Annotated in this window: 19 protein-coding genes and 2 pseudogenes; 7 read left to right on the top strand and 14 right to left on the bottom strand. The window is 65.7% G+C overall.

Features of this window, described 5'->3' with window-relative positions:
* Positions 1-194: 194 nt before the first annotated feature.
* Positions 195-1,004, bottom strand: coding sequence for a glycosyltransferase family 25 protein (locus KWO_RS00865; RefSeq protein WP_010379840.1), 810 nt, complete (start codon positions 1,002-1,004; stop codon positions 195-197).
* A gap of 202 nt (positions 1,005-1,206) precedes the next feature.
* On the opposite strand from KWO_RS00865, the gene KWO_RS00860 reads away from it, so the two are divergent.
* The 3 genes from KWO_RS00860 to KWO_RS00850 all read left to right on the top strand — a co-directional run bounded on the left by KWO_RS00860 (position 1,207) and on the right by KWO_RS00850 (position 4,326).
* The gene (locus KWO_RS00860; RefSeq protein ID WP_010370608.1) at positions 1,207-1,983 is read left to right on the top strand and encodes a uroporphyrinogen-III synthase; all 777 of its coding nucleotides are present in this window, start codon (positions 1,207-1,209) and stop codon (positions 1,981-1,983) included.
* A gap of 103 nt (positions 1,984-2,086) precedes the next feature.
* Positions 2,087-3,064 carry a uroporphyrinogen-III C-methyltransferase gene (locus tag KWO_RS00855; protein ID WP_017112148.1) on the top strand — a complete coding sequence of 326 codons (978 nt, stop codon included), beginning with the start codon at positions 2,087-2,089 and terminating at the stop codon, positions 3,062-3,064.
* Positions 3,061-4,326, top strand: a complete 1,266-nt coding sequence (locus KWO_RS00850; protein ID WP_017112149.1) for a heme biosynthesis protein HemY — start codon at positions 3,061-3,063, stop codon at positions 4,324-4,326. Before KWO_RS00855 ends, KWO_RS00850 begins: the two co-directional genes overlap by 4 nt.
* 286 nt (positions 4,327-4,612) lie before the next feature.
* Here KWO_RS00850 and KWO_RS00845 read toward each other — a convergent pair whose 3' ends face one another.
* On the bottom strand, positions 4,613-5,137 hold the full coding sequence (locus KWO_RS00845; protein ID WP_010370618.1) for a hypothetical protein: 525 nt from the start codon (positions 5,135-5,137) through the stop codon (positions 4,613-4,615).
* Between the two features lie 119 nt (positions 5,138-5,256).
* Entirely contained in the window at positions 5,257-6,552 is a 1,296-nt protein-coding gene (locus KWO_RS00840; RefSeq protein WP_010370621.1) for an acetyl-CoA C-acetyltransferase, read from the bottom strand.
* A gap of 89 nt (positions 6,553-6,641) precedes the next feature.
* Between KWO_RS00840 and KWO_RS00835 the strand changes: the two genes are divergently transcribed.
* Positions 6,642-7,526 (top strand): hypothetical protein, encoded by an 885-nt coding sequence (locus KWO_RS00835; RefSeq protein ID WP_017112150.1) that lies wholly within the window; start codon positions 6,642-6,644, stop codon positions 7,524-7,526.
* A complete protein-coding gene (locus KWO_RS00830; RefSeq protein ID WP_010370627.1) occupies positions 7,523-7,960 on the top strand; it encodes a VOC family protein in 438 nt (145 codons plus the stop codon). Before KWO_RS00835 ends, KWO_RS00830 begins: the two co-directional genes overlap by 4 nt.
* Before the next feature lie 270 nt (positions 7,961-8,230).
* On the opposite strand, the pseudogene KWO_RS00820 reads toward KWO_RS00830, so the two are convergent.
* The 7 genes and pseudogenes from KWO_RS00820 to glnA all read right to left on the bottom strand — a co-directional run bounded on the left by KWO_RS00820 (position 8,231) and on the right by glnA (position 16,346).
* Positions 8,231-8,876, bottom strand: a pseudogene (locus tag KWO_RS00820) (superoxide dismutase family protein).
* A 48-nt stretch (positions 8,877-8,924) separates the two neighbouring features.
* Complete coding sequence (locus KWO_RS00815) at positions 8,925-9,527, bottom strand: superoxide dismutase family protein (RefSeq protein ID WP_010379837.1); 603 nt, start codon at positions 9,525-9,527, stop codon at positions 8,925-8,927.
* A 588-nt stretch (positions 9,528-10,115) separates the two neighbouring features.
* The gene (gene ntrC, locus KWO_RS00810) at positions 10,116-11,543 is read right to left on the bottom strand and encodes a nitrogen regulation protein NR(I) (protein WP_010370638.1); all 1,428 of its coding nucleotides are present in this window, start codon (positions 11,541-11,543) and stop codon (positions 10,116-10,118) included.
* Positions 11,536-12,591: a two-component system sensor histidine kinase NtrB gene (locus tag KWO_RS00805; protein ID WP_017115809.1), complete on the bottom strand. Its 1,056-nt coding sequence runs from the start codon at positions 12,589-12,591 to the stop codon at positions 11,536-11,538. The genes ntrC and KWO_RS00805 overlap by 8 nt, the downstream gene beginning before the upstream one ends.
* A 265-nt stretch (positions 12,592-12,856) precedes the next feature.
* A complete protein-coding gene (locus tag KWO_RS00800) occupies positions 12,857-14,299 on the bottom strand; it encodes an ammonium transporter (RefSeq protein WP_017112152.1) in 1,443 nt (480 codons plus the stop codon).
* Between the two features lie 22 nt (positions 14,300-14,321).
* Positions 14,322-14,660: a P-II family nitrogen regulator gene (locus KWO_RS00795; protein WP_002808480.1), complete on the bottom strand. Its 339-nt coding sequence runs from the start codon at positions 14,658-14,660 to the stop codon at positions 14,322-14,324.
* Between the two features lie 276 nt (positions 14,661-14,936).
* On the bottom strand, positions 14,937-16,346 hold the full coding sequence (gene glnA, locus KWO_RS00790; protein WP_010379835.1) for a type I glutamate--ammonia ligase: 1,410 nt from the start codon (positions 16,344-16,346) through the stop codon (positions 14,937-14,939).
* A gap of 220 nt (positions 16,347-16,566) precedes the next feature.
* Between glnA and KWO_RS00785 the strand changes: the two genes are divergently transcribed.
* Complete coding sequence (locus KWO_RS00785; protein ID WP_010370651.1) at positions 16,567-17,364, top strand: undecaprenyl-diphosphate phosphatase; 798 nt, start codon at positions 16,567-16,569, stop codon at positions 17,362-17,364.
* 136 nt (positions 17,365-17,500) lie between these two features.
* A complete protein-coding gene (locus KWO_RS00780) occupies positions 17,501-18,310 on the top strand; it encodes an META domain-containing protein (protein ID WP_010370653.1) in 810 nt (269 codons plus the stop codon).
* Positions 18,311-18,374: 64 nt separating this feature from the next.
* Here KWO_RS00780 and KWO_RS00775 read toward each other — a convergent pair.
* The 4 genes and pseudogenes from KWO_RS00775 to KWO_RS00755 all read right to left on the bottom strand — a co-directional run bounded on the left by KWO_RS00775 (position 18,375) and on the right by KWO_RS00755 (position 22,733).
* Positions 18,375-19,384 (bottom strand): annotated as a pseudogene (locus tag KWO_RS00775) (zinc-dependent alcohol dehydrogenase family protein).
* A gap of 80 nt (positions 19,385-19,464) precedes the next feature.
* The gene (locus KWO_RS00765) at positions 19,465-20,076 is read right to left on the bottom strand and encodes a YbhB/YbcL family Raf kinase inhibitor-like protein (RefSeq protein ID WP_010379831.1); all 612 of its coding nucleotides are present in this window, start codon (positions 20,074-20,076) and stop codon (positions 19,465-19,467) included.
* Between the two features lie 193 nt (positions 20,077-20,269).
* Positions 20,270-22,342: a tetratricopeptide repeat protein gene (locus KWO_RS00760; RefSeq protein ID WP_010370663.1), complete on the bottom strand. Its 2,073-nt coding sequence runs from the start codon at positions 22,340-22,342 to the stop codon at positions 20,270-20,272.
* Positions 22,343-22,469: 127 nt separating this feature from the next.
* Positions 22,470-22,733, bottom strand: a complete 264-nt coding sequence (locus tag KWO_RS00755; protein ID WP_017113209.1) for a hypothetical protein — start codon at positions 22,731-22,733, stop codon at positions 22,470-22,472.
* Positions 22,734-22,737 lie beyond the last annotated feature (4 nt).

The raw sequence follows: 22,737 nt of genomic DNA, 5'->3' as shown, positions 1-22,737 counted from the left end.
TGCGGTACCGCATGGTGAATCCAGTCATCGCCGCACGCGACGCACGGGCTGGCTTCGCTTGGAAGTTCCGTGCAACAGATCGACCGAAACTTCATGCCCGGCCGAATGGCGCGCAACGTTGTACTGCAAGCTCAATCAACAAGCCATGCCGACCACATGCCCGCCGGGCGACATCGCAACCATCGGTCCCCGCGCTAAGGCGCAAACACAACCTTGCGATAGCCCTGCGCCACCCGCAGCAACGCGGTGGCCTTTGCTTTCCAATGCGTGCTGCGCTGCTTCTGCGCGTGTGTCAGCGGCGCATCGATCGTGCTGGTGAACACGATGTCTTCGGCCGCCGTATGGAAGAACTTGTCCTGGATACAAGCCGCCGGCGAGAGTTGATACGTGGACAGCTGGTGCGCGACTGGCGACTCGTTCCATCCGAACAAAAATATATCGGTCATGGTGTGCCAGCGGGCCTGCGCAGCCAGCAACAATCGCGCGGCATCCCTGCTGATGATCAACGCACCCGCGCATACCGGCCAGCAATGTTGATACGTCGATGGGCGCACCAGGCGCAGTTGGCGCCCGGCGACGTCGGCAACCTTGGCATCGAGCTTGATGCGGTTATAGGACGGCTCCAGGCGCACGATGCTATTGCCACCCGGTAGCCAATCGGTACTGCGCAACAGCGTCGGCAGCGCATCGGACAGATGCATGTCGTCTTCGAAAATTGCGGTATAGGCGTCAGCGGAGTCGGCCGCAATGCGCCACGCGGCCTGGTGACTGAGAAAGCAGCCGATGTTGGATGCGGTCCACGTGCGCGGGCCCGTGCTGAAGGCATCGCCCGATCCTTCCAATGGGCGCTCGCGTATGAAGTCGGCGATCTGCTCGGCCGTCAACGTGGCGCCATCCACCGCTGCAATGCGCTCGAACGGCAGGCCCAGCATATCGAAGCGCGCCGACATGGCCTGTAGCCGGTCGCTGCTGCGCTGCATATTGATAAGGTAGGACTTGATCACGACGCCACTCCAGCACGGTTGCAGGCCAGGATCGTGACGGGATTCCCAGCGGTTGCAATAGGTTCTGGACTGAGACGAATGGCGCCAGTCAGGGAGCCAAAACATCGCTCCCGCTGCCGACACTTCGCCATCGATCCGCACTGGCACACCTGGATGCGGCGACAGTGCGCCGCAGGTGTCAGCGCTCTCGCATAATCACGCCATGACCGGCCTTGCCCATCCCGATGCTGCCTGGACCCTTATTTCGCTGCGCCCCGGCGGCGAACACGCGCCGCTACGGCGGGCAGTTGCCCGGCATGGCGGGCGCGTGCTCGCGCTGTCGCCGTGGCGTTTGCAGACCAACGACACCGCACAGGTGCGGGACGCGCTGCAGCAGGCGCTGGCAGCACCGATTGCAGTGTTCACCAGCCCGGCGGCCGTGCACGCGGCGCATCGGCTGGCGCCGCTGCAGCGCCCGGCGCAGGCGCACTGGATGAGCGTAGGCGATGGCACTGCACGCGCATTGCAGACTTGCGGCATCGACACTGTGGTGCGCCCGACGCGCATGGATAGCGAAGGCCTGCTCGCGCTGCCGCTGCTGCAGGCGCCGCTGCAGGCCGTCGGGCTGATCACCGCACCCGGCGGACGTGGCGTGCTGGCGCCAACGCTGGAACAGCGCGGTGCGCGCATTGTGCGTGTCGATGTTTATCAACGCATCCCGCTGCGCTTGCGCGCGTCGGCCATCCAGTCCTTCGCGCACGCATTGCCGCGCAGCGTGCTGGCATTGAGCAGTGCCGAAGCACTGACGCTGGTCCTGCAACAGCTGCCTGCTGCACTGATTGAGAGATGGCAACAGCGGCCGGTAGTCGCGTCCAGCGATCGGATGCTGGATGCCGCGCACGCCGCTGGCTTCATCCATGTCATACGCGCAGAAGGTCCACTGCCAATGCAGCTTGCCGCTGCTGCGGCAGCGATCGTGACACCACCGCGACCTTGCTGAACTGGGAAGTCATGCACAGCTTGCGAGTGTCCGCCGCTGCACGCCATGCTGTGGCAGATGACTGCGGCGCCTGCGCCGGTTATGACCGCCCGAGGATGTCCGAATGACCGAAATGCCCGCTCCCATGCGACGCTTTCCCTTGGCATGGCTGCTGCTTGCAGTGGCCGTGGCGGCCGCTGGCGTTGCGCTGTTCCTGGGCTGGCGCGCATGGCAGAGCTATCAAGCCGCACAATTGCAGGCTGAGCAGGCGCAGCAGCAGCGCTGGGATGGCACCCAGCAAATGCTGGAAACACTGCGCCGCGATCAGCGCCTGGCTAACGAGCGCCTGCAGGATGCGGCCGCCACCAACCGTGTGCTGCGCGATGAAATGCTGGGCATGAGTCAACGCAGCGCGTTGCTCGAAGACACCGTGCAGAAGCTGGCCGACCCCAATCGTCACGGCGCGCAGGCGCTGCGTCTGGATGAAGTGGAGCTGCTGCTGCGGCTTGGCCAGCAACGGCTGAGCATCGCCGGCGATGCTGACGGCGCGCGGCGTGCGTATGCGCTGGCCAACGGCGCGCTCAACGGCATCGACGACCCCGGTTACCTCAATCTGCGTCAGGCATTGGTGCAGGAACGCGATGCGCTAGATCGTCTCGGCGCAGGCCCGCAGGCGGAAGTCGGCCAGACCCTGGCCAGCGTGGCGGCCGAACTGCAGCGCCTGCCGGAGCAGACCGCACAGGACAGCGGCGCGGCGCAACCATGGTGGCAAAAGGTGCTGTCACCGTTGGTGGAGATTCGTCCCAGCCGCGGCGATGCCTTGCTCAACGGCAGTGATCGACATGCCGCGCGCGATGCTTTGCAAATCGAAATCAGCCTGGCCCGTGCAGCCGCAGAACGCGGCGATGCCGTCGGGTTCGCACAATCGCTGCGCCGCGTGGATACCTGGACCACCCGGCTGTGGCCGGACTCGCCGCAACGTCGTCAGCTGCGTACACGCCTGCGCGGCCTGCAACAAGCGCCACTGCGTCCGCGCCTGCCGGAACTGGGCACCACCCTGCTGCAACTGCAGGCCATGCGTGAAGGGAGATCCACCCAATGAAAGTCTTGCGTACCGTCTTGATTCTGCTGGTTGCCGTGGCGCTGGGCGTGCTTGGTGCGCAGTGGCTATCGCACCAAAACAGCTACGACCTGGGCAACGTGGTGGTCAGCGTAGGTGGCAACGACTACCACGCCGCCATGCCGCAAGCGCTGTTGATGCTGCTGATCGCCTTGCTGGTGCTATGGCTGCTATGGACGTTGATCAGCCTGCCATTTCGCGTGTGGGGCAAATACCGCCGCAAGAAGGGCCGTGCGCGTTTGATCGAAGGCCTGCGCGCTGCCGATCATGGCCAATGGCAGCGTGCCGAGCGGCTGCTGGTCAGTGCCAGCGAAGACGATGAAGTGAGCGGCATTGCCCTGGCCGCGGCGGTGCGGGTGGCCGATGCGCGCGGCGATGACGCGGCCGCGACTGCACTTGCACAGCAACTGGCCGAGCGCGATCCCACCGCCTATGCACTGCTGCAGGGCGAGCGGCATCTGGCACGCCAGCGCCCGGTGGAAGCGATCAATGCGCTCGATAGCGCCAACGCGCAGCCGCTACCGGCACGCGGACTACTGCTGCGCACGCATGCACTGACCCAGATCGGCCGCGCCGACGAAGCCTACGGCCAGCTTGGCGCCCTGCGTCAGCAGGCGGTGTTGGCGCCCGATGCCTACAGCACGCTGGAAGCGACGCTGGCCGAGCAGACCCTGTTGCAGGCCAGCGACGCCAATGCGCTGGCCGAGCGCTGGGAAGCATTGGCTAAAGCATTGCGCACCACGCCAGCGGTGGTCGGCGCCTACGCGCAGCGCGCGGCCGTACTGCATTGGGACGATGCGGCCGTGCATAGCCTGGAGCAGGCGCTGGACGCGCAATGGGACGAATCGCTGGTGCGGCTGTACGGCGTGCTGCCGCTGGAAAAATACGATTCGCGCCGCGCTAGTGCGCAGCGCTGGTTGACTCAATACCCGGATAGTCCGGGCCTGCTGCTAACCCTGGCGCGGCTCGCACGTCATCAACAGCAGTGGTCGCAGGCCGAAGAATTCCTGCATCGCGCGATCGCCAACGGCGCCGGTAGCGAAGCCTGGGAAGAGCTGGGACACGGTTTTGCCGCATCAGGCGATCTGCTGTCGGCCCAGCATTGCTACGCCAATGCCTTGCGCGCTGCGCGCGGCGAACCGGTGCACGACGGCATGCCGCAGCAGTCCGTGCGCGCGCCGATCATGGCGACGGATGACACTCAGCCCGCCGATCCGCATGCATCGGACGATCGCATTCTGTAATCGAAACAGCGGCGGTATGCGGTTCGCGTACCGCCGCACCTTTTTGGCTGACAACGCTTGCCAATGCGCGTCATGCAGGTATGCAGTTCATCGACGAAATTGCGCTTGGCCTATCGCCGCTCACAGCCTTGGGCGTCGCCTCGAGAAGACGCCGCAACTCATCCACTGCGTATCGTGACAGCTTGGGCACTTCCGTATTCGTTGTGCACTGAGCGGTGAACACTCGGCCCATGCGGCCCTTTTACATGGTTCTGGTGATGCGCGATCTGGATCGAATCCGCAGCAACTATGGCGCGGCCGGCAACGCCCGCAAGAAGTCGTCGCAAGCCCCGAGATAGCGTGCCTGCTGGTGATCGATCGACTGTACCGACAGCACCCGCGCACCGAGCCTGCCGACCACGAGCATCACCGCCATCACGCCGGCGCCGATCACCCAGCGCAGCTCACTCGGCAACGACAGACCGCACACCAGCAAGGCAAGCACCGATGCCATCGTGATGGCCACATAGCGCACGCGGCGTTGCTCGTGGTGCGCGCACAGCGTCAACACATGCGCGCTACGCTTGCGCAACGCGATGGCCAGAATCACATACGGCAGCACCCCCATCAGCAACGCCAGGTAGATCACCGGGTGATGCCAATGAAAGATGTAGCGACGCGATGGCATGTCGGTCGGCGCATTGCACTTGATGCAACGCGGCGGCAGATTCGCGCCCGGCGTGCACACCAGTACATCGTCCTCGCGCCACACATCGCCGTGTGCGGGGGTCAGATACAGCGTGGGTGGCTCACGTCCATCAGTATTCGACATCCATGTGTCCTTGCAAGTTTAGATTTGGGATTCGGGATTGGGATTCGTAAGAACGGATTCACTTCTACTTTTGCGAATTCCCGAATCCCGAATGCCCAATCCCGTGTCGCGCAGCGGCATCAGCGCTCGACGATCGCCACCACGCCCATGCCGCCGGCGGTGCAGATCGAAATCAATGCACGGCCGCCGCCGCGTTCTTCCAGCTGCTTGGCGGCAGTCGCCACCACGCGCGCACCGGTGGCGGCGAACGGGTGGCCGGTGGCCAGCGACGAACCCAGCGGGTTGATCTTGTCGGGGTCGATGCGGCCCAGTGGCGCATCCAGGCCCAGCCGGTTGCGGCAGTAATCCTCGCTTTCCCATGCGCGCAGCGTGCACAGCACCTGCGCGGCGAAAGCTTCGTGGATTTCGTAGATGTCGAAGTCCTGCAAGGTCAGGCCCTGGCGCGCCAGCATCTGCGGCACCGCAATTGTCGGTGCCATCAACAGGCCTTCGCCGTGCACGAAATCCACCGCCGACACCTGCGCGTCGCGCAGATAGGCCATTGGCGTGTGGCCGTGCGCCAGCGCCCAGGCTTCGCTGGACAGCAGCACCGCGGCGGCGCCATCGGTCAGCGGGGTCGAATTGGCCGCGGTAAGCGTGCCACGGCCGGAGGTCTTGTCGAAGGCCGGGCGCAGCGTGGCGAGCTTTTCCAGCGAGGTGTCGGCGCGCAGGATGTTGTCGCGCGAGACGCCGCGGAACGGGGCGATCAGCGAATCGAAAAAACCGCGCTCATACGCAGCGGCCAGCTTGTGGTGCGAAGCCACCGCCCATTCGTCCTGCGAATCGCGTGAGATGTTCCATTCCTTGGCCATGTCTTCGCAGTGGTCGCCCATGCTCTTGCCGGTGCGCGGTTCGGCCACGCCAGGAAATTCCGGCTTGAGCTCGGCCAGCTTGAAGCCGCGCAGCAGCGTCTTGAGCTTGTCGCCGGTGGCCTTGGCGCGATTGGCGGCCAACAGCCGCGCGCGCAACTTCTTGCCGTAGACGATCGGCACTTCGGAGGTGGTGTCCGAGCCGCCGCCAATGCCCGAATCAATCTGCCCCAGCGCAATCTTGTTGGCGATGGTGATCACCGAATCCAGGCTGGTGCCGCAGGCGCGCTGCAGGGTGATGCCCGGCGTCAGCGGCGACAGACCGGACGAGAGCGTCGCCTCGCGCGCCAGGTTCCAGTCCGAGGAGTGCTTGATCACCGCGCCCATCGCCACTTCGCCCAATTGCTGCCCATGCAGCCCGAAGCGCTCGACCAGCGCGCCCAGCGTGCGCACCGACATGCCCAGGTTGCCCACATCCGCGTATGCGGTGTTCTGACGACAGAACGGGATACGAACGCCGCCCAGAATGGCGACGGGACGGGCTGCGGGCATCGGCTGACCTGGCATGGAGGACTCGGGGACATGGCCTGCACAGGGCCGGCAGGGATAATGGCCCGCAGTGTAGCTTCGACCCCGTGATGGGCCAACCGCGAATCATGAGTAAGACCGAACACGGCGTAACTGCCATGGGTGTGCTGGCGCTGGAATTGACCGGCGGAAGCGCGCCCGAGCGTGGCGCATTGGCGCCCGAACAGGCCGGCATGCTGGCCGAACGCATTGGCCGCGATCTGGCGCAATGGATCCCCGAAATCCGCGATCTGGAACTGAGCGTGGCGCTGGCGCATTTCGATCCGGCCGAAGTGTTGCGGCCCGGCTGGCCACTGCATCGGCGTCTGGAAGAGCTGCAAGCGCGCGCACCTGGTCGTGACCAGGGCCCGCGCGTGTTGGCCTTCGGTGCCGATGCGCAGGGCGAGATTCCGCTGCCGTTCCGGGCCGATGCGCAGCTGGTAGGCGGTGGGCTGCGCGTGCTGCCGTTCCTTCTGTCCGGCGATCCGCAAACGGTCGCCACCGTGGCCGATGCAATGGAAGAAGTCTTGCTCGCTCAGGGCATGGCGCAGGCCGACACCGCGTTGCTGGCGCAGGAGAGTTTTGGCGCCCGCATCGAGCATGCGCGCTATCTCACCGCCAACGATCTGGCGGCGATGATGTCGATGCAGTACGACAACCAGGGCTTAGCGCCGCTGTGGCCGCTGATCGAAGCCGCGCTGTTGGCACCCCAAACCGAAGAATGGCTGGAACAACCACCCGAGCCGGTGTTGCGCTACACCGATGGCGAAGTACGCATCGCCCTGTTCGACCCGGCCGGCTGGTGCGACTACTACGCACACGACCGCGAAAACTGCGAACGCCTGCGCGGTGTGTACGAGCACTATCTGGCGCGCCAGCGACAGATGGCCGCCGTGCTAGAAGCGCATGGCTTGCCGGTGCTCTACGTGCATGTCGAACCGGGCCAGGATCCGCGGCAGGCACTGGCGGCATGAGCCAGACGCCGGTATCCATGCCCCCTGCATTACAGGGCGTGCTGGAAACCGGAGTGTATGTGGCGGATCTGGAACGCGCATGCGCGTTCTACGCACGTGTACTGGGCCTGCAACCGATGCATCGTGATGCGCGCATGGCTGCCTATGGGATTGCGCCCGGGCAGGTCTTGTTGCTGTTTCTGCAAGGCAGCACCTCAGCGACGGTCACGCTACCGGGCGGCACGATTCCGCCGCATGACGGCAATGGGCGCCAGCATTTTGCACTGGCCATCGCAACCGATGCCCTGCCCGGCTGGGAAAACCATTTGCATGCCTGCGGTGTCGTCATCGAAGGCCGCACGCAATGGCCAGGCGGCGGGCAAAGCATTTACTTCCGCGATCCCGATGCACATCTGCTGGAGCTGGCGACACCGGGGTTGTGGGCGAATTATTGAGTGGTCGTTACTGCTGCTTGAACTACGTTGCACCTATCGATGGACAGTGAAGCTATCGACGCAATCGACGCTCTGGATGCATGACCTGAGCTTCTGCGTCCGCTTGTACTGCATCCACGCGAACGTTTCGATGTGTTCTCTGCATTGAGCGTACAGCCGCGCTTCGACGAATACAGCTGTACCTAAAAAAAAACGCCGCAACGATGACCGCTGCGGCGTTCTTTATGGTGAATCAGCCGCTGCGATGCATTAGCAGCGGCATTGGCCCATTTACTTGGTCGCCGCCTGCGCGTTATCGGTGGTGATCACGCCGCAGGCCAGACGGCCGCCGGCGTTGCCGGTGGGCTGGGTTTTGTAGTCGTCGGCATCTGCGTGCACGATCACTGCGTGGCCGGCGATATCAAACTGATCGGCCTTGCCGAGATTGACGTTGCTCGACACCGGGCCGTCGATGCTGGCGTTACCCTGCGCATCGGACTTGATGTTGGGCATGTCGCCACCGTGGTGCGGTTCGGCGCTGACATTGCCGTGAGCGGACTGGGAGGGGTTGAAGTGGCCGCCCGCGCTGCTGCCGTCTGGCGCGCTGCAATCGCCCTTTTCGTGGATGTGGAAGCCGTGCTCGGTATTGGGCTTGAGGCCACTCAGCTGACCGGTGGCACGCAGTGCGCCGTCGACGGTCTTGAAGGTCACCGTGCCTTTGACGTCATTGCCCTTGGTCGGCTTGAGCTCGGCGGTTGCAGTGGTGGTGGCGGCCGCTTCGGTGACCATGGAGGCGGCGTGTTCGCCACCGTGCGCCGCTTCGGACGGCGTGCTGGCCTGCGGCGCGGGTGCCGGCTCGGCCGGCGCGGGCTCGTCGCGCTTGCACGCTCAACACCAGGGCGGTGGCCAGAAACAAGGTGGTCGGAACAATACGCATGGAGTACTCCTGAAGAAAGGCCGCAACTGCAGCCGTTGTTGCCCTAACTCAGGGCTGCGAAGGGGGCGTGCCCCATTGGGTGACGCGAATGACGCCGCAGGCAAGGCGCGCGCCGGCATTGCCGCTGGGCTGGCTGCGATAGTCGTCGGGGTTGGCATGCACGATCAGCGACTTGCCGACCACATCCGTCGGAGCGCCGTCGCCCAGACTGATGCCGGACAGAATCATGTCCAGATGCACCACGCCTTCGGCGTCTGCACGCAGATTGTCCATGTCGCCCAGATGATGCGCGCCGCCGCCGGCACGCCCGTGCGGCGCACCGCCCAGGTTGAAATGCGCGCCAGCGCTGCTGGCATCGGCCGCGCTGCAATCGCCACGCTCGTGCACATGGAAGCCGGACACGCCACCCGCGCGCAAGCCACCGACGGTGCCGGTGAGGCGAATGCCCTGCAATGCCGGCACCAGCACCACCCGGCCGCTGACCAAACTGCCCGAGGCCGATGTCAGCACTGCTTCGGCCTGTTGCACTGGGCGAGTGGGCACCACGCGAGCGCCCGGCGGTGGCGGCGCCTTCGGCGGCGGTGGCGTGCTGCTGCAGGCGGCCAGCGCCAGCGCGGTGAGGACAACGATCGTCGGCGACCGGTAACGCATCAAGCAGTTCTCCTGATCAGGCTGGAAACCTATGCGGACGCATGTTCACGTGTCATGAAATGCACGTGGCGGCGGCTCAGGAGTTTACGGGTTGCGATGGGTGGTCGGGCGTTTGAGGCCTGGGTTGATGGGAGCGCGCTAGCTGCTTGTGGGAGTGCGATAAACATGGATCTCGCGCGCCGCGCCATGCCGCGCGCTATGTCCCCTTCTCCCGCCGCGAGAAGGTGCCCGAAGGGCGGATGAGGGTACGGTGTCGCTGCTCCCTTTCCCGCCGGGCCGTCGTCCTCCTTCGTGGGTGATGAAGATGGCGCGCAGCCGGATGAAGTACCAGCGAAGGCCAGTGGAGGTTAAGTGCGCGAAGGCTGCGCCCCGTACCCTCTCCCCCCTTCGCGCCCCCGGCCCACGCCAGCAGCGCGGGCGCTCCACAACACGTGCACCTCCGGTGTGCAAGCCGCGCCTTGTCGCCCCAGTGGGAGAGGGCTCAACTCCGCGCGTGGTCTGCTGCGCGATTGCGATAAGCGTGTATCGCTTAGGCGTCGATCCATCTTCAAGCGCGAGACCTTCCAACGGGAGAGGCCTTGGGCAACCTCAGCGGCGTTTGCGCCCCGGGCCAAGTTTACGGGTGACGGTGTTGCGGCCCAGGCCCAGGCGGGCGGCGGCTTCGGCGCGGCGGCCCTGGGTGAGTTGCAGGGCGGCTTCGAGCAAGGTTCGGTCCAGGCGCTCGCGCGCTTCGGCGTGCAGGCCCTGAGCACCTTCGCTCAGGCGTTGCGCGGCCCAGCTGGAGAGCATGTCGTCCCACTGCCCATCGCTGCGACCGCTGCGATGACGACGTCCACCACGTGCCAGTGCGGCGTCCACATCGACCACGTCGATGATGTCAGCAGTGGCCAGTGCGGCCAGGCGCCAGCACACGTTTTCCAGTTCGCGCACGTTGCCTGGCCAATCGTATTGACGCAGGTCTTCCAACGCGGCCGACGAAAGGCGTTTGGGCAGCATGTCGAGCTTGCGCCCGGCCATGGCCAGGAAGTTTTCGGCCAGTTGTGCGATGTCGCCACGGCGTTCGCGCAGCGGCGGCAGTTGCAGCCGCACCACATCCAGGCGGTGCAGCAGATCTGCGCGGAAGCGGCCTTGTTCGACCAGCGCTTCCAGATCCTGGTGGGTGGCGGCGATCACGCGCACATCGACACGGATCAGTTCGCGCCCACCGACGCGGAAGAATTCGTTCTCTGCCAGCACGCGCAGCAGGCGGGTCTGCAGCGGCAACGGCATGTCGCCGATTTCATCCAGAAACAGCGTGCCGCCATCGGCTTGTTCGAAGCGGCCGATATGCCGTTTGGTCGCACCGGTGAAGGCGCCGGTTTCGTGGCCGAATAACTCGCTTTCCAGCAATTCGGCGGGAATGGCGGCGGTGTTGAGTGCGACGAAGGGTTTGCGCGCGCGCGGCGATTCGTTATGCAGCGCGCGCGCGACCAGCTCCTTGCCGGTACCGGTTTCGCCGTTGATCAAGACCGACAGCGGCGCCTGCGCCAGACGCCCGATCGCGCGGAACAAGGCCTGCATTGCGGGCGTGTCGCCGATCAACGAGGCCGAGCCCTCGGCCAGGCGCGTGGCGACGATTTCTTCGGCGCCCGCATCGGCATCCGGCAGCGCGCGCGCGGCCAGGGCCACCGCATCGTCCAGGTCGAAGGGCTTGGACAGGAACTCGTGCGCGCCGCCCCGGAAGGCGCCGGCAGTGCTGGCAACGTCGGTGTAGGCCGACATCACGATCACCGGCAGTTGCGGGTGTTTGGATTTGAGTTTGTCGAGCAAGGTCAGGCCGTCTTCGCCGGGCATGCGCACGTCGGTAAACAGCAGGTCCGGCGTGGGCCGCATGGCAAGCGCCTGCAGTGCGGCGGCAGCGCTGTCGAAGCCGTCCACCGCGTAGCCGGCATCGCGCAAGGCGGTGGACAGCACGAAGCGGACCGAGCGGTCGTCGTCGACTACCCAGATGTGGGATACGGCGGCGGCCTCAGCCATGCAGATGCTCCTTGTCGTGATCGCCGGCCAGCTCGGGCAGCAGCAGGGTGAAAACGGTATGGCCCGGACGCGAGCGATAGGTCAGCGTGCCGTGGTGTTCGCGCGAGACCTGCTGGGCCAGCGCCAGGCCCAGCCCGCTGCCTTCGGCGCGGCCGCTGACCAATGGCAGGAACAGGTGCTCGGCCAGTTCTTCCGGCACGCCGCCGCCGTCGTCGATGATTTCCAGCCGCAGCGACATCGCATGCACGCGGTCGCGGATGCGCTGGCCGTGTTCGACGCGGGTGCGCAAGGTCACACGGGTGGCGCCGGCCTGGAAGGCGTTGCGCACCAGATTCCACACCGCCTGGGTCAGGCGGTCGCCATCGCCCAGAATGTCCGGAATGCTGGGGTCGTAATCGCGCTGCACCTGCACCGACCAGCCGCCCTCGGCTTCGGCCAGGCGCAACACCCGTTCGAGTACCACGTGGATGTTGAGGCGGTCGTGCGGGCGCGCCGGGGTGGGCGAGAGCAGCCGTTCGAGCAGGGTGTTGAGGCGCTCGATCTCGGTGCCGATCAGCTCGAGCAGCTCACGCTCGTCTTCATCGCGTCCAGCCGAGCGGCGTGCGAGTAGCTGCGCGGCGCCCTTGAGCCCGGCCAACGGGTTACGCAGTTCGTGCGCCAGCCCCTTGAGCGCGGCGCTCAAGGCATTGGGCAAGGCGTGGGTGGGATCCAGCGCAGGGAATTCGTCGACCGGGTGGGTTTCCAGCAGCCAGCCGCCATCGTCCAGCCGCGACAGCCAGCCTTCGGCAAAGCGCGGCGCGTCGTTGGGCAGGCCCAGCGCCAGCCGGTGGAGACGCAACACATCACGCTCGTCGTTGAGCAGGAAGCGCGCCAGCGCATCGCCCTGCACTTCCAGCGCGGCTAAGGGCTGGTCGACCAATCGCCGTGTACTGACCCCGAGCCAGCGCGCGAATGCCGGATTGACACCGAGCACGCGTCCCTCGCGGTCGGCCCAGGCAACGGGCGTACCCAGGCTGTCCAGCGATGGCATGGAAGAGGAGGTCACGATTGCACCAATTTAGTGCAAACAGAATGGGAATGCGCCGATGGCGCGCAAAACGAAGCGTGTGTTGAAACAATGCTGGCTGGACGGCGACGGGGCGCACCGATCCAGCGTGCATCCGCGCCGGCAGTCACGGGCGTGGGGCTGGTCATGCAGGCACCTCGGCGGTTGTTCCGCGCCAACGGGGCGACGGGGGGAAAACGGACCCGGCTGGGCAGTCCCATCCGGGTCATTGCGCCACCCGCGGCAGTGTGGCCGCGGGTGTGCATGCTCAGGACTCGTACGCGGCTTCACCATGCGAGGTGATATCCAGACCCTCGCGCTCGGCTTCTTCGCTCACGCGCAGGCCGAAGACCAGCTTGGCGACCACAAACCCCACCACCGAGACCACGCCGATCCAGCCAAGGGTGATCGCGACGCCCAGCGCCTGGATGCCCACCTGATGGACGATGTCGTAATCGCCGCCCTTCTGGCCGCCCAGCGAGGCCGCCGAGAACACACCGGTCAGGATCGCGCCGATGATGCCGCCCAGGCCATGCACGCCGAACACATCCAGGCTATCGTCGGCACCGAGCAGGCGCTTCAGGCCGGTGACGCCCCACACGCACAGCACGCCCGCAGCCAGACCAATGACGATCGCGCCGAACGGGCCCACGGTGCCGCAGGCCGGGGTGATGCCGACCAGGCCGGCCACCATGCCCGAGGCCACACCCAGGGCGGACGACTTGCCCTTGATGATCTTCTCGGTCAGCGACCAGCCCAGGATGGCGGCGGCGGTCGCCAGCAAGGTGTTGAGGAAGGCCAGCGCCGCACCGGCATTGGCTTCCAGGTTGGAGCCGGCGTTGAAGCCGAACCAGCCCACCCACAGCAGCGAGGCACCGACGAAGGTCAGGGTCACGTTGTGCGGCTTGATCGCCTCACGCCCGAGCCCGGCACGCTTGCCGACGAAGTAGGCGCCGACCAGGCCGGCAACACCGGCATTGATGTGCACCACGGTACCGCCGGCGAAATCCAGCGCGCCCAAGCCGAACAGATAGCCGCCTGTAGCCCAGACCATATGCGCCAGCGGCAAGTAGCCGAAGGTGAACCAGATCACCGAGAACAGCAGCACCGCGGCAAACTTGGCGCGTTCGGCAAAGGCGCCGACGATCAGTGCGCCAGTGATGCCGGCGAAGGTCGCCTGGAATCCGACGAACACGTATTCCGGCAGGCTCACGCCCTTGGTGAAGGTGGCCGACAAGGTTTCGATGGTGACGCCCTTGAGCAGCGCCTTGTCCAGATTGCCGATCCACGCGCCTTCGCCGGAGAATGCCAGGCTATAGCCGTACAGCACCCACAGGATGGTCAGCAGCGAGAACACCGTGGCCACCTGGATCAACACCGACAACACGTTCTTGGCACGCACCATGCCGCCGTAGAACAGCGCCAGGCCCGGCACCACCATCAGCAGCACCAGCAAAGTGGAAGTGAGCATCCAGGCGACATCGCCCTTCTCCACCACCGGGGCGGCTTCGGCAGCGGCGGCTGGCGAGGCGGCCGGCTGCGCCGACGGCAGCGGTTCGGTGGTGACCGGCTCGGTCGGCAGTGGGGTGACCTGCGGTGCGGACTGCGCATTTGCACTGCCCATGCCAACGACCACCAGTGCACTGAACAACATCAGCATGCACACGCTGTAGAACCGGGCTTTCCACCCGGCAAAAAGAGCTGTCTTCATACGAACTCCGGGGCTGGTGGGGTCAGAGCGCATCGGCGCCGATCTCGCCGGTGCGAATACGCACCACCTGCTCGATCGCGGTGACGAAGATCTTGCCATCGCCAATCTTGCCGGTGCCGGCGGCGTTCTGGATCGCCTCGACCACGGCGTCCAGGCGGTCATCGGTGACCACCGTTTCGATCTTGATCTTAGGCAGGAAGTCGACGACGTACTCAGCACCGCGGTACAGCTCGGTGTGGCCTTTCTGGCGCCCGAAGCCCTTGACCTCGGTCACGGTGATGCCCGACACGCCCGCTGCGGACAGGGCCTCGCGGACCTCGTCGAGCTTGAACGGCCGGATGATGGCGGTGATCAATTTCATGCGCATACCCCGAATGGTGGAAAGAACCGGCCGGCATTGCGCCGCCCGGCAGTGTCAGTCACCTGGATGCCAACCCCGGCATCCGATCGTTCGCGATTGCGCGGACCCCAGCGGATGTCATGCATCCGCCTCGTGGGAGAGGTCAGGCCCGCGCGCCGCGAACGATGTGCTCTCTCATTACCCCTGCAATCCACGGCCGGTGCCATGGATCGCTCAAACAAGTGTGCGGCGATGGCAGAGGTGGGAGGGGGGCCTCCACCATCGCCGCGGTGGAACTCAGTTGCCGTAGTACAGCTGGTACTCCAACGGGTGGGTCGCAGCACGGAACTTGGTGACTTCCTGCATCTTCAGCGCGATATAGCCGTCGATGAAGTCGTCGCTCATCACGCCGCCGGCCTTGAGGAACTCGCGGTCCTTGTCCAGCGCTTCCAGTGCCTGATCCAGGCTGGAGCAGACCTGCGGGATCAGCTTCTCTTCTTCCGGCGGCAGGTCGTACAGGTCCTTGTCGCTTGGTGCGCCCGGGTCGATCTGGTTCTTGATGCCATCCAGGCCGGCCATCATCAGCGCGGTAAAGGTCAGGTAGCCGGACTGCAACGGATCGGGGAAGCGCATTTCGATGCGACGCGCCTTCGGGTTGGTGACCCACGGAATGCGGCACGAGGCCGAGCGGTTACGCGCCGAATAGGCCAGCATCACCGGCGCTTCAAAGCCCGGGACCAGACGCTTGTAGCTGTTGGTGCCGGAGTTGGCGAAGGCGTTGATCGCACGGGCGTGCTTGAAGATGCCGCCGATGTACCACAGCGCCATCTGCGACAGGCCGCCGTAGCCGTCGCCGGTGAACAGGTTGACGCCGCCCTTGGCCAGCGACTGGTGCACGTGCATGCCCGAGCCGTTGTCGCCCACGATGGGCTTGGGCATGAAGGTAGCGGTCTTGCCGTTGCGGTAGGCGACGTTCTTGATGATGTACTTCATCGTCAGCAGTTCGTCGGCCTTCTGCACCAGCGAGCTGAACTTGGTGCCGATCTCGCACTGGCCGGCGGTGGCCACTTCGTGGTGATGCACTTCGGTTTCGATACCGACCTGTTCCAGCGTCTTGATCATTTCCGCGCGCAGGTCGTGCAAGGTGTCGGTCGGCGGAACCGGGAAGTAGCCGCCCTTCACGCCCGGACGGTAGCCGCTATTGCCGCCGTCGTACTTTTCACCGGTGTTCCAGGCCGCTTCTTCCGAACCCACCTGGAAGAAGGTGTGGCCCATGTCGTTGGCAAAGCGCACCGAATCGAAGATGAAGAATTCCGGCTCCGGACCGAAGAAGGCCTGGTCGGCGGTGCCGGATGACTTCAGATAGGCCTCCGCACGCTTGGCAATGCCGCGCGGGTCGCGCTCATAGCTCTGCATGGTGGCCGGGTCGAGGATGTCGCAGGTCAGCACGATGGTTGGATCGGCGAAGAACGGATCCAGATACGCAGTGCCAGCGTCCGGCAGCAGCACCATGTCCGACTCGTTGATGCCCTTCCAGCCCGCGATCGAACTGCCGTCGAACATCTTGCCTTCTTCAAACAGCGCCGGCTCGATGATATTGGCCGGAAAGGTGATGTGCTGCTGTACACCACGCATATCGACGAAGCGCAGGTCGACAAACTCGACCTTGTTGTCCTTGATCAGCTTTTCAACATTTTCCACGGACATCGGAAGAAACCTCAGGCAGGAGTTAAGTGGTTCGTGGGCGGTACTACAGCAGGGACCGTGCCAAGCCTTTGAACTTCACAAGCCCTTGATTTTGCTTACATCGCTCGCGACCGCTAGATACACTTAGCACCGCAACCGTGCAAATCACCAGCCATAAAGCACCAATATGGTGCGTGCCGCAATGCACTATCCTGACCCTCCCCCAACCCTCTCCAGTCCGATGTCCGATCTGATTTCCGCCCTGCTGTTGGGCATTCTCGAAGGCCTTACCGAATTCCTGCCGATCTCCAGCACCGGCCACCTGCTGATCGCCGAACAATGGCTCGGACGCCGTACTGACTTCTTCAATATCGTCATCCAGGCCGGCGCGATCCTGGCCATCTGCCTGGCGCTGCGGCAGCGGTTGTGGACCCTGGCCACCGGCCTGGGCGAGCGCGACAACCGCGATTATGTGCTCAAGGTCAGCGTGGCCTTCCTGGTCACTGCGGTGGTCGGGCTGATCGTGCGCAAGGCCGGCTGGCAATTGCCCGAAACCCTGCAGCCCGTCGCCTGGGCGCTGCTGATCGGCGGTGTATGGATGCTGGTGGCCGAACACTTCGCCGGCAAGCTGCCCGAGCGTGACGTGGTGACCTGGAAGGTAGCCATCGCGGTGGGCCTGGCGCAGGTCGTGGCCGGCGTTTTTCCCGGTACCTCGCGCTCTGCCTCGACGATCTTCATCGCCATGTTGCTGGGCCTGAGCCGGCGCTCGGCAGCGGCGGACTTTGTGTTCATGGTGGGCATTCCGACCATGTTTGCGGCCAGCGGTTACGCGTTGCTGGAGATGTACAAGGAAGGCGGTTTCGGCACCGAGAACTGGGCCGATGTGGCCGTGGCCTTCGTGGCGGCGACCATCACCGGTTTTGTGGTGGTGAAGTGGCTGCTGGGCTACATCAAAAAGCACCGTTTCACCGTGTTTGCGGTCTACCGCATCGTGCTCGGCGCGGCCTTGTTGCTGTGGCTGCCGGCTGCGACGGGCTGAGACGCAACGACAACTGTCGGGCCTGCACATCGCGATCACCGCGACGTGCAGGCCCGGCGTCCACGTCGTGACGCCGGTCATTGCCCCCGGCGCACGCTGGCGGTATCACTGACGCATTGATCCCCGGGAGCTGCGCATGCGTGCCGTGTTCTTCGTCCCTGCTTTGCTGGCGGCGGGCGTGACGGCCTGCGGATCGGGCACCTCGCCGGACCTGCCCGGCTCCCACCACGCCACTGCCCAGGCGCCTGTCATGGCCACCCCTGATGCGGATAACGCCCCGTTGCGCAACGCTTTGCGCGCGCAGCACTGGCACTTGCAGCAGGCCAGCGATGCGCACGGCACCGCCTTGCGCAGCCTGTTCGTCGACGGCCTGCCACCACCGGTGCAACTGGACTTCAACGATCAGCGCATCCAGGTCAGCCAGACCTGCAACGCCTTGGGCGCCAACTACAGCGTGGCCCAGGCGCAGGTGCAAATCGGCCGGGTGGTCTCGAGCAGGCGGATGTGCGCCGACGCACGCCGGATGGCGCAGGAGCGCGCTGCCAGCGACCTGCTGTCCGGCCGCTTCGCCGTGGTCATGGACACCGCCGCGGCCGCGCCCCGACTGACCCTGACCCGCAGCGATGGCACCCGGCTGATTTTCGGCGGCACCCCCACTGCAACCACCCGCTACGGCGGTCCAGGGCAGACGCTGTTGATCGAAGTGGCCGCAGACACGGTGCCCTGCGTGTCCGACCCGACGCGGCGCTGCCTGCAAATACGCGAGCAGACGCAGGCCGGCCAACCGGCCACACACGACTGGCAGCCGTTCGAGGGCACGATCGAAGGCTTCGAGCACGAAGACGGCATCCGCAATCTGCTGCGCGTGACCCGCGACCCGGCCGGCACGGACCCGAACGCCAAACAGGTGTACGTGCTCGACCAGATGATCGAAGCCAGCAGCTAACCCAGCGCCGGCGCAGCATGGGGCCTGTCAACGGCGCCGCGCGCTGCGACGCCATTGCGGCGCGTCAGAACTGGATCAGGACCTTACCCATGTGCTGCGACTTGGCGAAGTAAGCGAAGGCCTGGGGCGCCTCATCGAACCGGAACATTTTGCTGTGCAGGGTTTTGATGCGGTGCTGCTCGATCGCGCGCAGCAGGTCCGCGAACATCGCCCGGCTTCCGTTGGCGATACCGCGTATGGTCAGATTCTTGCGGATCAACGACACATAGTCGGGAATCGGCGAAGAGGTGCCGGGAGTGACGCCGATCACCACGATGGTCGCGTTGTCAGCTGCCGCCTTGATCGAGTGTCCCAAGGTGTCCTGCCCGCCGGTCTCGATGATGACGTCGGCGCCACCGCCGGAAAGCTGCATCACCGCCCCGGCCCAGTGGGGATGGGTGCGATAGTTGACGGTGATCTCGGCGCCCAGGCGGTGCGCGAGGGCGAGCTTCTCGTCGCTGGATGAGGTGATGGCGACGCGGGCACCGTGGAGCTTGGCGAGTTCCAGCGCGGCCATCGAGACGCCACCGGTTCCCAGACAGAGCACCAGATCCCCGGCCTTGATCCTGGCAACTTCCACCAAGGAGTGCCAAAGCGGTGACTGCTGCCGATGCCAGCGCAGCGACATCCTGATCGTCCAACGATGCGGGCACCTTGATCAGCGTGGAGGCAGGCAGCACTACCTTTTCCGCCAGCCAGCCATCGTGGGTGACGCCCAGATCATGGGCGAACATCTCGGTGCGAACCTGCCCTCCAGCCAGGTGGGGAAGTGCCCGCTGACGACACGGTCGCCCGGCGCGACGTCGCTGACGCCTGCACCGACGGATGTGACGATGCCCACACCTTCGGCAACGGGAACGCGCGTTTCCGCGAGCTTGCCGGCGTGGGTGCCTTACGGGATCTGCAGGTCACGGTTGATCACGCCAACCAGTCGTGGAGCGACGACGACCTGACCCGTCCGGCAACCGGCTCGGGGATCTCGGCCGCGACCAGGCTCTCGAGGCCGGTTTGAGTGCCAATCTGGAATGCTTTCAAGGGATTACCTGTACTCAGACGCCGTCCGAAGGTGGCTGGCGTCATGGGGATGGAACGATCGCCGCCGCCGTCGCGATCACTCAGCGCAACGATGGGTTCAACGTGTAGGTGCCGTGCAATGCGGCTTCCGCCAGCACATGGCCCTGGATTGCCGACAGCACGTCGGCGGCGGTGAAGCTGTCGGGCAGGCTGAGCGTGGCCACGTCCAGCGCGAACACCCGGAAGAAATAGCGGTGCAGGCGCAGGTCGTTGAACGGGGGGTATGGGCCGTCGTAGCCGCGGTAGTCACCGGCCATGTCGGCATTGCCGGCGAACCACTGGGTGTAGGAATTCAGGCCCTGCCGGGCACCGGCCGGGCCGGGCGGTTGCTGCTTGCCCTTGACCACAAAGCCGTCGCTGCAGCTGCCGGCGGCAATCTCATGCACATCGGCGGGGAGATCGGCCATCGCCCAATGCACGAAATCGGTGCGTGGCTGCTCCACCGGAATCTGCAGATCGTCGCGGCCGACGGTGTCGGGCACGGTCGGTACGTCCGGGTCCAGGCACAGCAGCGCGAATGACTGCGTGCCGACCGGCACCTCGCTCCAGGCCAGATGTGGGTTGCGGTTGGGCGCAAAACCGTCCGGCGTACCGGCGGCAAATTCCACTGCGATGGGCTTGCCGTTGTCGATGCTGGTGCTGGTCAAACGCATGGAGGGTCTCCGAGGGAAGCGATACGGACCAGGGTGCCTGGGTCCGTGCCGCAGCGGAAGACCTCGCCATGGAACCTTCTGATGCGCTCGGTCGGGTTTATCGTTGCCCGCGCAGTGCGCCGGCAAGCAATGCGACAACGCGCGGTTGCGCTCACCCCCACCCGGCGGTGAGCGCAACCGCGTTGTTCGCGCCTCAGTCCTGCGGGTAGCCGAAGCGCGCGGCGATCAGGGTGAGCAGATCGAATTGCGCGCCGAGTACGCCGCGGTAATTGCGCCAGCGCCCGGAGGCCAACCGCGCCGGGCCGCGTGGCTCGACCAACGGGAAGCTCAGACCGAAGGCCTGTTCAAGCGCAGTCGAAATGCCCTGCGGATTGTTCTCGATGCCGTCCAGCCGGATGATCCGGTGCGGGTACAGATCGCGTTCGTGCAGCACAGCCAGTTGTTCCAGTGCGATCAGCAACCACTCGGTGGCCTGCTTTGGCGACTGCAGTGCCAGCGGCGCAGACGCGCCGGCCGAGAGCCAGTCCAGCAGCATGTCGCGCGGGTCGCGTAGCGCAATCGCCAGCCGACCCTCGGGCAGGTGCGGGCGCAGCGCGGTCAGCAAGGTGTTGTCCCACCACAGCAGCCAGTCGATGACATTGCCATCGCCGATGCCGCGGCGCGGTAGTTGTGCCTTCCAGCCTTCCACCAGCGCCGTCGGTGCCAGTTCGCCGGAAGCCAGCTGTTCGAGCGTGCGGTAGCTCTGCAGCGCATCCGACGGCGGCGTGGTGCCGTAACGGTCGCCGCGCACCAGCGGGGTGGCCGTGTCCATCACCGCGATCAGGCGTTCGACATGCGAGCCGGGCATGCCCCACACAAACAGCGGGCGCGCGGTGACGGTGTCGGGGATGGTCCCCAGCGCCGGCCACTGCGTCGGCTGTTTGGTTGCCTGCGGCGGCAACGGCAACCGGTGTTGGGCCTGTTCGCGGTGGAACTGCATCCAAGTGCCCACGGCGGCATCGGGCTGCCCGGCGCGGTCCTGCACATTGCCCAACCACGGCCGCAGCACGGTCTGCTGCGGCGCAGGCAGCGATTCGATCAACGATTCGACACAGGCGATCGCCGCCGGCGGGTCGCGCTCCAGCAAGGCTTCGACAATGCGCTGCTCGCCGCTGATGCGGCCCGGCTCCACCGCCACGATCTGGCGCGCCACCATCTCCGCTGCGTCGGCATGGCCCTGCATGTCGTGCACGCGCATCAGCGCTTCCAGCGCCGGCAGGTGCTCGGGCATGGCCAGCAGCCAGCGCTCGATCACTGCCTGTGCCTGCGGCCCGCCGACCGGCTCCACCGCCAGGCGGGCCAGCCACAGGTCGTGCGCAGTGGCCGAGGTGGCCAGCGCCGCATCCAGGGTGTCGCGCGCATCGTCCACCGCGCCCAGTCGCTCCCAGGCGGTAAGCAGCGCATGCAGCGTGCGGCGGTCCGCCGGCCAGTGCGCCAGCGCCAGGCGCAGATGCGCGGCGGCTTGGTCTGGGCGACCGGCCTGCAGTTCCATCTCGCCGGCAAGCCGGCGCATGGCCGGCAGATCGCCGCCGGGCTGCTCGAGCACGCCCTGCATCGCCGCCAGCGCATCGTCCAGACGGCCCTGGCGCTGCGCCAGCTGCGCAATGAAGGCGCGTAGCGCGATGCCGGGCGGATTGAGCTCGATCACGCGCTCGAAGGCGCGCTCGGCGAACGCAAAATGCTCCTTCTGCAGATACGCAAAGCCCAGCGAAAACAACACGCGTGCATCGTCGGGCAGTTGCTCGGCGGCGCGGGTGAGCAGCGACAGCGCGCGGTCGCTTTGGCCCCGGCGCATCTCCACCACGCCATCGAGCGCCAGCAATTGCGGATGCTCCGGCGCCAGGCGCGCGGCGGTGCGGCTGAGCCGCTCGGCCTCGTCCAGATCGCCACGTGCCACTGCCAGATGCGCCTGCATCACGTAGGCGTTGAATTGGTTGGGATCCAGCGCGGTAGTGCGCGACAGCGCGGCATCGGCGGCAGACAGATCACGTGTCGCCAGCAACGCGCCGGCGCGCAGCAGATGCAGGTCGGCATCTTCGGGCGTCAGCATCAGCGCGGTGTCGATGCTGTCCAGCGCCAGCGCCGGCTGTCCTTGTTGCTGCAGCGCCACCGCCAGCCAGCGGTGCGCGGCAACGTCGTCGGGCGCGGTGGTTGCCCACTCACGGGCCAGCGCCACTGCATCGTCGGCCGCATTGCGGCGCAGGGCTTGAAGAATGGCGTCTTGCATAGCGGCGGTGGGTCCCGGACAAACCACTATTGTAACGATGCGCAGTGCGGCGACTCGCTGTGCCAGGAGCGCTGGCGTTATCGCGACGCCGGCGTCTTGTGCAAGGCGTGCGTCATTGCCCTTGAACTCACATCAACCGATCGCGCCGGTCAGGCGGTTGAACGCTTGCCAACGTTCGACGCAGCACGCGTGCGCCATAGGCCACACCGAGCGCTCCAAACACCAACTGGCCCATGTGCCAGAGCGCAGCGTGCGCGCCGACGGAAACCGCTCTTGCGCGTGAGCGGAACACCCTCTCTCCGGTCTGCAGATAGGTGTAGAGGCTGATCGCGCTGAAGTAGACCATCACGCAACCGACAACCACTGCTAAAACGGCGACGACGGCATCCATGTAC

It is taken from the genome of Xanthomonas vasicola pv. musacearum NCPPB 4379 (genome assembly GCF_000277895.2).
Lineage (GTDB): Bacteria > Pseudomonadota > Gammaproteobacteria > Xanthomonadales > Xanthomonadaceae > Xanthomonas > Xanthomonas vasicola.
This window is presented reverse-complemented; position numbering and strand designations above follow the sequence as displayed.

Coding starts and splice junctions, on each gene's coding strand:
- KWO_RS00860 (WP_010370608.1), top strand. CDS start 1,207: ATGACCGGCCTTGCCCATCCCGATGCTGCCTGGACCCTTATTTCGCTG.
- KWO_RS00855 (WP_017112148.1), top strand. CDS start 2,087: ATGACCGAAATGCCCGCTCCCATGCGACGCTTTCCCTTGGCATGGCTG.
- KWO_RS00850 (WP_017112149.1), top strand. CDS start 3,061: ATGAAAGTCTTGCGTACCGTCTTGATTCTGCTGGTTGCCGTGGCGCTG.
- KWO_RS00845 (WP_010370618.1), bottom strand. CDS start 5,137: ATGTCGAATACTGATGGACGTGAGCCACCCACGCTGTATCTGACCCCC.
- KWO_RS00840 (WP_010370621.1), bottom strand. CDS start 6,552: ATGCCAGGTCAGCCGATGCCCGCAGCCCGTCCCGTCGCCATTCTGGGC.
- KWO_RS00835 (WP_017112150.1), top strand. CDS start 6,642: ATGAGTAAGACCGAACACGGCGTAACTGCCATGGGTGTGCTGGCGCTG.
- KWO_RS00830 (WP_010370627.1), top strand. CDS start 7,523: ATGAGCCAGACGCCGGTATCCATGCCCCCTGCATTACAGGGCGTGCTG.
- KWO_RS00815 (WP_010379837.1), bottom strand. CDS start 9,527: ATGCGTTACCGGTCGCCGACGATCGTTGTCCTCACCGCGCTGGCGCTG.
- ntrC (WP_010370638.1), bottom strand. CDS start 11,543: ATGGCTGAGGCCGCCGCCGTATCCCACATCTGGGTAGTCGACGACGAC.
- KWO_RS00800 (WP_017112152.1), bottom strand. CDS start 14,299: ATGAAGACAGCTCTTTTTGCCGGGTGGAAAGCCCGGTTCTACAGCGTG.
- KWO_RS00795 (WP_002808480.1), bottom strand. CDS start 14,660: ATGAAATTGATCACCGCCATCATCCGGCCGTTCAAGCTCGACGAGGTC.
- glnA (WP_010379835.1), bottom strand. CDS start 16,346: ATGTCCGTGGAAAATGTTGAAAAGCTGATCAAGGACAACAAGGTCGAG.
- KWO_RS00785 (WP_010370651.1), top strand. CDS start 16,567: ATGTCCGATCTGATTTCCGCCCTGCTGTTGGGCATTCTCGAAGGCCTT.
- KWO_RS00780 (WP_010370653.1), top strand. CDS start 17,501: ATGCGTGCCGTGTTCTTCGTCCCTGCTTTGCTGGCGGCGGGCGTGACG.
- KWO_RS00765 (WP_010379831.1), bottom strand. CDS start 20,076: ATGCGTTTGACCAGCACCAGCATCGACAACGGCAAGCCCATCGCAGTG.
- KWO_RS00760 (WP_010370663.1), bottom strand. CDS start 22,342: ATGCAAGACGCCATTCTTCAAGCCCTGCGCCGCAATGCGGCCGACGAT.
- KWO_RS00755 (WP_017113209.1), bottom strand. CDS start 22,733: ATGGATGCCGTCGTCGCCGTTTTAGCAGTGGTTGTCGGTTGCGTGATG.